The sequence below is a fragment of the Shuttleworthella satelles DSM 14600 genome (assembly GCF_000160115.1).
GTDB lineage: Bacteria > Bacillota > Clostridia > Lachnospirales > Lachnospiraceae > Shuttleworthia > Shuttleworthia satelles.
This window is the reverse complement of record NZ_GG665866.1, coordinates 1,365,374-1,374,265: the sequence shown is the minus strand read 5'-3', so window position 1 is coordinate 1,374,265 and position 8,892 is coordinate 1,365,374. Positions and strand designations below refer to the sequence as shown.

Genomic DNA, 8,892 nt, shown 5'->3' with positions numbered 1-8,892 from the left:
AGATCCCTTGCAGAGTACAAGGTAGATAGGGCAGAGATGTAAGCACAGCAATGTGTTCAGTTGACTGTCACTAATCGATCGAAGGCTTGACCAAAAGCGAAGAAAGCGGACGAGCAGGAAAAGAGGAGCGAGAGCGCTTGCGCTTGGAGCGACCTGTTTTCGAGCGAGTTCATTTGCGCAGCAAATGCACCGAGAAGAAGCGTCGAAGACGCGGATTCGAGGTGACCGCTTTCGTAGAAAATGGAAGAAAGCAAAGCGAGAATGCTCGCATTCAAAGAGCATGCTTTCTTTCTGAGAGAGTTTGCGAAGCAAACACATCGAGCAGAAGCGACGAAGTCGCGAATGCGAGATGACCATTTTCGAAGAGTGTGAGTAAAGATCCGCGGTTTGCAATTCATCTGTATGAAGTTTTGAAGGTATTCGCGGAGACGAGCCTGAGGGCTCGTCTCTTTTTCAGAAGGTTTGCCTTTTTTGCAAATCTTGTGATACAATATCTTTCGTTGAGCCGACATGCTCAATGCATAAATAGGGGTATAGTTCAGTCGGTAGAACGTCAGTCTCCAAAACTGAATGTCGAGGGTTCGAGTCCTTCTGCCCCTGTCAAGAGGAGAAGATCTGTGTGTCAGATCTTCTTTTTCTTTGCGCATTTGCCCGGAGGCGACGATGCCATGCGGCGGTGAAAGGGTGTAATATGTATAGAGAAGGTAGAGGAGGTGTTCGATGAACTGGTTCCCGGAGATTAAGAAGAACTTTGGTTTTGGATGTATGCGCCTGCCCATGCTGGAGAATGAGCAGGTTGATCTTGAACAGTGTAAGGAGATGATCGACCTCTTTCTGGCAGCCGGATTTAATTATGTTGATACAGCTCACGGCTACATTGACGGCAAGTCAGAATTGGCGATCAGGGACTTCTTGACCAAACGCTATCCCAGGGAGTCCTACCTCCTGACAGATAAATTGACGGATTCTTACTTTAAGTGTGAGGAAGACATTCGTCCCTTCTTTCAGAGTCAGCTTGAGGCCTGCGGAGTGGACTATTTTGATTTTTACCTTCTCCATGCCCAGAATGCCCAGAATTATAAGAAATTCAGGAAGTGTCACGCCTATGAGACCTGTTTTGACCTGAAGAGAGAGGGAAAGATCCGCCATGTCGGTCTCTCTTTTCACGATAAAGCGGAGGTTCTGGACCGGATTTTAGAGGAGAACCCGCAGATTGAGGTCGTTCAGATCCAGTACAATTACGCTGATTACATGGACGCGACAGTGGAGTCAAAAAAGGTATATGAGGTCTGTGTCAGGCATCAGAAACCGGTTATTGTTATGGAGCCGGTCAAAGGAGGAAGGCTGATCCAGCTTCCGGAGAAGGCGCAGAAAATCTTTGACGCGCTGCAGAAGGATTCCGAAAAGCATCTGAGCAATGCCTCATACGCGATTCGCTTTGCGGCGGATCCGGACAATATGGTTATGGTCCTCTCCGGCATGAGCAATATGGAACAGATGAGGGACAATCTCTCTTTCATGACAGATTACAGGCACCTGACGGAGGAAGAAAAGAAGGCAATCGAAGAGGTTCGCAGGATTTTTCTGGACCAGAACCTGATCCCCTGTACCTCTTGTCACTATTGTGTGGAGGAGAACCATTGCCCGAAGGATATTTTGATTCCGGACCTTTTCTCCTGCCTCAACGGCAAGAGACAGTTTGATTCCTGGAATCAGGATTTCTACTATCAGACGGTTTTGACGGCGAACGGACACGGGTCTGCGTCATCTTGTATTAAATGTGGGAAGTGCGAGAAGGTATGCCCGCAGCATCTTCCTATTCGGGACTTGCTTGTGGATGTCGCGAAGGAGTTTGAATCCCATAAGGATTAAAAGGCACTGTTTCTTTTGTGGTTAAAATTATCTGAAAACAGGGGAGCTGAAAATATTCGCGTCTCAAAATTTCTGCCCAAATTTCTGCTAAAAATACCCTGAAAATCCCCGATAGAATTCACCTGAAAATTGGGGTGGAAATTTTCACTGATACCATGTAATATGAGTTTGAACCATGTGGTTTTTCCTTCGGTACTATGTTGATTTTTATTGATTTTCATAATACCTGGCGGTTAAACCCGTGGTTTTTTGCAGTTTAGGCCTTTTTGACCTGGCTGACAATCAACAATAAAGGTACTCCTGTTTATCGCGTGAATGGGGCATTCCCGTCCGCTGCGCAGAAGGGGGATTGCTGTTCGCGGGAATACAGGAAGAGAAGGGGGGATGCACAGGCAAAGATGTTTTGAAGGATGTAGATGGAAAGAGGGGTGTGAAAACACACAGGAAATCATCTGTATGTAAGAAAGTGGGAGGTAAAAATTGGGAAGGAAGTTTCGAAGCTGGATCGGATTGATCACAGCTGCGGCAATAGCTGTTTCTCTTGTCCCGACAAGTGCTTTTGCAGGGGAAGCAGGAGGGGTCACAGGTAAAAACAACGCGAAATCCGACAATCTTTTGCGGCTCTGGTATGACAAGCCGGCGAGCGATTGGCAGACACAGTCGCTGGCGATTGGCAATGGTTATATGGGTGGCCTGGTTTTTGGGGGCATCAACCAGGATCGAATTCATATCAATGAAAAAACGGTCTGGGAGGGCGGGCCGGATGGCAAGTCCACCTACAGCTATGGCACAACGAATCCGATCAGTACAGAAGAGGACCTTCAGAAGATCAAAGACAATCTGAATGAAATTCGTCAGAAATTGGATGATAAGTCTGAGCATGTCTTCGGATTTGACGAAAACTCCTATCAGGCGAGCGGAACCGATACAAAAGGGGAGGCAATGGACGCGCTGAATAAGCTGATGGGAGATCTGAAGGGCTATGACGCCCCGACAGATTATGCCAATCTGTATATTTCAAATGACCAGGATCCTTCCAAGGTGACGAATTATGTCAGAGATCTGGATATGCGAACTGCCCTGGCGACCGTGAGCTACGATTATGAGGGGGTTCACTACTGCAGAGAGTATTTTAACAGCTATCCGGACAACATCATGGCCGTGCGTCTGAGCGCGGATAAGGATGGGAAAATCAGCTTTAAGACCAATCTTGAGAATTTGATCGGGGGAGACGCCTATACAAATGTTGTTCGTGGCGACACAATTACAATGCGCGATGCCCTGAGAGGAAACGGACTGAAAGCGGAAGCGCAGCTGAAGGTCATCAACGAGGGAGGAAGCATCTCCAGCGATGAAAACGATGGGAAGCCGGCAATCCGTGTATCCGGGGCAAACGCGGTCACATTGATTTTCGCTTGCGGCACAGACTACAAGATGGAGCTGCCAAATTTCCGCGGAGAGGATCCGCACAAGGCAGTGAAAAAGAGAATTCAGGCCGCGGCGAAAAAGGGATATCAGGTCCTGAAAAAGGATCATGTGGAGGATCATTCCGCGCTCTTTTCCCGCATGGAATTGGGATTTGATGAAGAAATCCCGCAGATTCCCACGGATGAACTGATCCGCAGATACCGCAACATGGTGGAAAACAATGGAGGACAGATTCCGATGTCGGCAGAGCAGAGAGCGCTGGAGGTGATGTGCTATCAGTTCGGACGCTATCTGACCATAGCCGGATCCAGAGAGGGATCTCTTCCGACAAACCTTCAGGGCGTCTGGGGAGAAGGCTTCTTCACATGGTATGGGGACTATCACTTCAACATCAATGTTCAGATGAATTACTGGCCGACCATGGCAAGTAATCTGGGTGAATGCATGAAGCCCTACAATGACTTTCTGAATGTTCTCAAGGAGGCGGGACGCAATGCGGCGGCAGCTTCCTATGGGATCAAGAGCCGGGAAGGAGAAGAAAACGGATGGCTCGTGGGATGCTTCAGTACACCCTATATGTTCTCGGCCCTGGGACAGAAGAATAACGCGGCGGGATGGAATCCGATCGGCTCAGCCTGGGCTCTCCTCAATTCTTATGAATATTATCTGTATACCGGAGATACTCAGTATTTGCGGCAGTTATATCCCTCGATGAAAGAGGTCGCTAATTTCTGGAACAAGGCTCTCTACTGGAGTGAGTATCAGCAGCGCTACGTATCCGCCCCCTCTTATTCCCCGGAAAACGGGCCGATTGTCAATGGGGCGTCCTATGATCAGCAGTTTATCTGGCAGCATCTGGAGAATACCATTCACGCGGCGGAGACATTGGGGCTTGACGGCGATCTGGTAGCGGAGTGGAAAGAAAAGCAGTCCAAGCTGGATCCGGTTATCGTTGGTAAGAGCGGACAGGTCAAGGAGTGGTTTGAAGAGACCTCTTTCGGTAAAGCGCAGGCGGGAAATCTTCCGGAAATTGATATTCCTCAGTGGAGACAGAGTCTCGGCGCGCAGAACTCGGGAGTGCAGCCGCCGCATCGTCACCTGTCGCATCTGATGGCGTTATATCCCTGTAATCTGATCAGCAAAGACAAGCCGGAATATATGAACGCGGCAATCGTATCGCTGAAAGAGAGAGGACTGGACGCGACAGGCTGGTCAAAGGCCCATAAGCTGAATCTGTGGGCCCGTACAGGGCATGCCGAAGAGGCCTTTAAGCTCGTGCAGTCAGATGTTGGAGGCGGAAATTCCGGATTCCTGACAAACCTCTTCTGTTCCCACGGAAGCGGAGCGAATTATAAGGAAAAACCGATCTTCCAGATCGACGGAAACTTCGGCTATACGGCCGGCGTCAATGAAATGCTGCTTCAGAGTCAGCTGGGATATGTGCAGTTCTTGCCCGCGCTTCCGGATCAGTGGAGCACAGGACATGTCAAGGGCATTGTCGCAAGAGGCAACTTTGAGATCAATATGGACTGGTCCAACGGAAAAGCGGACCGCTTTGAGATCACATCGAGAAACGGGGGCATATTTACAGGAGAATATAAAGATATCGCCGCTTGCAGCATCAGAAAATCGGACGGCTCCAAGCTGACGCCCCAGGTCCTTTCGAACGATAAGATTTCCTTTGCGACGGAGGCGGGAGAGACCTATACCATCGATTACAATGCGTCACCCGACAAGCTGAAAAGTGTCATCGACAGGGCCAGGGAGCTCTCCGAGAAGATGAAGGGCCAGCTCCTTTCAGAACAGAAGACCCATCTGGATGAACTGATTCAGGAAGCAGAGAAGGTGATCGCGGAAGGAAAAGCGGAGGACTATGAAAAGCAGTCACAGAGCTTAAGCAAGGCGATCCGTGTCGGCGAGGCCGCCATGTCCCTGCGGGATGCCTATGACGAGGCGAGAAAAGTCTACGATCAAAGAGATGTAAAGGAGGAATGGGCAAGCTATATCAAGACAGCCGCTGATCTGAAGAAGCAGACGGATGCGGCTGAGGCGCTCTTGAAAGACAAAGAGTGCGGCGTCAGTCAACTGGAGCTGATGCAGGAAAGCGTCAACCACGCCAAGGATGCTCTTTTGGGTCTGTGGGACAGACTGACCCTGCGAATAGGCCCGGAGAACAAGCTCACGCTCAGCTCCGATGATAAGATTGAGATCTCCAGCGAGTTTGACGATCTTCAGATCAGATACACGACGGACGGAAATGATCCGATGTGGTTCTCTGATGAGTACAGGGAAGCCTTCCCGGTTACAAGGTCCAAAGAGACGGTAAAGGCCGCTCTCTTCCTGGGAAGACGTCAGATGAGTAAGGTCTATACGGCGGAGTATCTGAGCCAGGAGGCCCTGAACACGGCGGAGGGTATTGAGCAGAACCACAGCTCTGTTACGGACAAGGGGACGTCAGGCGATTCGGCAGGCCTGGAGAAGGCGCTGGATGGGAAGAATGGCAGTGCATGGTACCCGACAAACTTCCCGACTCTTCTGGAGCTTCAGTTTGATCAACCGGTGAAAGTGAACACAGCAGAAGTGGCGCTGGATTGGTTCTATAAGAATTACTATGATATCGCGGACATGGATATTGAATACTGGAATGGAAGCGAGTGGGTTGCGGCAGTCAAGGGGGCCTCTTTAGGGGCTCAGTCCAAGGTCTTTTCGTTTGATGAATTCGAGTCTGACAAGGTAAGACTCAAGATCAACAAGGCATGGCAATATGATTATTATGGAATGATCGGCGTCGACGCCTTCCGTCTCTTCTATCTGAAGGACAAGGTGACCACAAACAGGGCCGGACTCGACCAGGTCATTTCTGTGGCCCAAAAGAGTGTGGATAATAAAGATGTCAGCAAGGCAATTCCGAGTGTACAGAAGAGTTTTCAGCAGGTATTTGCCTATGCGAAATCTGTGAGCTCCAATATTCAGTCCAGTCAGGATACCATCGATCATACGACAGCCGCTTTGATTGAGGAAATTCAGAGGCTGGGCCTCAAGGCAGGCGATAAGACAAAGCTCAGAAATCACGATAGCTTATACAGGGCGCTGGATCTGGATCTGTATATCGATGGAAGAGAAAAAGATGCCTTTTCAGAGGCTCTTGCGAATGCCAAAAAGGTCATTGAGGATGAGGACGCGCAAGAGGCAGATGTCCTGAAAGCGGATCAGGCACTTCTCGACGCGGCAAAAGCTCTGGTCAAGAAGGGAGACAAGACAGCGCTTGCGGCACTGACGGACGCGACTGCCTCTTACAAAAAAGAGAACTATCTCAGCGCGGGATGGAACGCCTTTGAGGAGGCGGTCCATGCGGCAAAGAGGATGCTCGCAGACCCGTCGGCAAGGCAGGAAGATGTCGACCAGGCGAGACAGGCTCTCGCGGAGGCGATGATCAGGCTTCAGCCCAAGGCGGACAAGGCGATTCTGAAGGAGACCATCGAAAAAGCGAAGGCAGTAGATCTGTCGGGATACAGACAGGAAAATATAAATGAGCTGCAAAGCGCTCTCTCGAAGGCGGAGGCTCTCATGGCAAATGAGGAGATCTCCCTTTACGATCAGCCTCTCATTGACGCGGCAGTCCTCGATTTGCAAAAGGCAATGGAAGCTCTTCAGAAGGAAGAGGCAAAAGCATCGGATCCGTCAAAGCAAGGAGGCGATGGGGGATCAGGTCAGAATCAGGGCAATCTCTCCAGCGGGCAAAAGCGGTTGACAGCCGATCCGTCGAAGAAAGCCGGACGGACGGCTGGAGTCAGTGCGAAAGCGGCGAAGACAGGAGATCTGGCGCCAATGATTCCGGAGGCTGTCGGCCTGGTTCTGTCCCTGTCAGCAATCGCCCTGCTGCTGAAGAAGAGAAGGGGGAATCAGAAAATCAGAAGGTAATCCCGGCCGATTTTTCTGCGGGGAACAGGGAAAACCGGGTGGGTTGGCAGATGCAGGTCATTTTCATGGGCTTTCCTGCGATCAGCCCGCCTTGAACCCGGCTCTCTTCTATGCTAAGATTGAGCACGATATGGAAAAAGGCAGTGAAGACCCACAGTAAGCCGCTGTGAATCCGTGACAGAGAGCCCTTTCGCGGTTGAGAGAGGGGCGACGGAGACAGCAGATGAAATTCAGGTTGGAGCCGCATTTCTGAAAGGCAAATGCTCCGAATCCGTTTTCGGGCGGATTTGAAAAGACAATCCGAGGAGAGAGCATAGCCGAGTAGGTGATGACGTTGGCGCGCGTTAGGCGCATGGAGAGTCTGTATTTACGCAGAAATCAGGGTGGTACCGCGGAGTTATGTCTTCGTCCCTTCGGGGACGGAGACTTTTTTCGTAATGATCGAATGCGGGCTCTGCAATCATGCGGTTGTTTCAGGAGGAGAAAGACCATGGCAGTGAATGAAAAACTGGAAGAAATTCGGCGGAGGACCCTTGAGAATATTGCCAGGGCCGGAAATCTGGAGGAGCTCAATGAGGTTCGCCTGACCGTCTTAGGCAAGAGGGGAGAACTCAAAGAGCTGATGAAGGGGATGCGGGAGCTCTCAGCGGAAGAGCGCCCCAAGTTCGGCCAGCTGGTCAATGACGTCCGTCAGATGGTCGAGCAGGAGCTGGCAGACCGAAAGAGCAAGATGGAAGAGGAGCTTCTGAACAGGAAGCTGGCCTCTGAGACAATCGACGTCACTCTGCCGGCCAAAAAGATCAAGCTGGGTCACCGCCACCCCAATACCAGAGTCTTGGACGAGGTGGAGCGGATCTTTATCGGCATGGGCTATGAGGTGGTCGAGGGACCTGAAATCGAATATGACTACTATAACTTTGAGGCCCTCAACATTCCCGCCAACCATCCGGCCAAGGATGAGCAGGACACCTTCTATATCAATAAGGACATTCTTCTGCGCACCCAGACCTCACCGGTACAGGTCCGCGTGATGGAGAAGGGGAAGCTTCCCATTCGCATGATTGCACCCGGCCGCGTCTTCCGCGCGGATGAAGTTGACGCGACCCACAGTCCCTCCTTCCACCAGATCGAGGGAATGGTGATTGATAAGAACATCACAATGGCAGATCTCAAGGGAACCCTTCTGGAGTTTGCCCATAAGATGTTTGGGGAGAACGTCAGGCTTAAGTTCCGTCCCCACCATTTCCCCTTCACAGAGCCATCCGCCGAGGTGGATGTCTCCTGCTTTAAGTGCGGAGGCAAGGGCTGCCGATTCTGTAAGGGAGAGGGCTGGATTGAGATCCTCGGCTGCGGCATGGTCCACCCGGATGTCCTGCGCATGAGCGGTATTGACCCGGAAGAATACCAGGGATTTGCCTTCGGCGTCGGTCTCGAGCGCATTTCTCTGCTCAAGTATGAGATTGATGATATGCGCCTTCTCTATGAGAATGACGATCGTTTCCTGTCCCAGTTTTAAGGGAAAGCGAAGAGGATAGGTTTTCGATCAAGAGCATCCGGCAGAGGAAAAACGAAGAAGACGGATTTTCGATTGAAAGCGTCCGGCAATGAGAAAGCGAAAAAGATAGGCTTTCGGTCAAGAGCATCCGGCAGAAGGAAAGCAAAAATGATCGG

General features: G+C 50.8%; 3 protein-coding genes, 1 tRNA gene and 1 other annotated feature. All 4 genes read left to right on the top strand.

Annotated elements, in window-relative coordinates; translation table 11 throughout:
• Positions 1–527: 527 nt before the first annotated feature.
• The 4 genes from GCWU000342_RS06175 (at position 528) to pheS (ending at position 8,737) form a co-directional block, all read left to right on the top strand.
• Positions 528–600: transfer RNA gene (locus GCWU000342_RS06175), tRNA-Trp, on the top strand.
• A 120-nt stretch (positions 601–720) separates the two neighbouring features.
• Positions 721–1,872 carry an aldo/keto reductase gene (locus GCWU000342_RS06170; RefSeq protein ID WP_045000396.1) on the top strand — a complete coding sequence of 384 codons (1,152 nt, stop codon included), beginning with the start codon at positions 721–723 and terminating at the stop codon, positions 1,870–1,872.
• A 480-nt stretch (positions 1,873–2,352) separates the two neighbouring features.
• Positions 2,353–7,221: a glycosyl hydrolase family 95 catalytic domain-containing protein gene (locus GCWU000342_RS06165; protein WP_006906472.1), complete on the top strand. Its 4,869-nt coding sequence runs from the start codon at positions 2,353–2,355 to the stop codon at positions 7,219–7,221.
• 134 nt (positions 7,222–7,355) lie between these two features.
• Positions 7,356–7,637, top strand: a binding site (T-box leader).
• Positions 7,638–7,717: 80 nt separating this feature from the next.
• Positions 7,718–8,737 carry a phenylalanine--tRNA ligase subunit alpha gene (pheS, locus tag GCWU000342_RS06160; protein WP_045000773.1) on the top strand — a complete coding sequence of 340 codons (1,020 nt, stop codon included), beginning with the start codon at positions 7,718–7,720 and terminating at the stop codon, positions 8,735–8,737.
• Positions 8,738–8,892: the final 155 nt, after the last annotated feature.

Bases quoted from the DNA above. Each gene is read 5' to 3' on its own strand.
- GCWU000342_RS06170 (WP_045000396.1), top strand. From the start codon at position 721: ATGAACTGGTTCCCGGAGATTAAGAAGAACTTTGGTTTTGGATGTATG.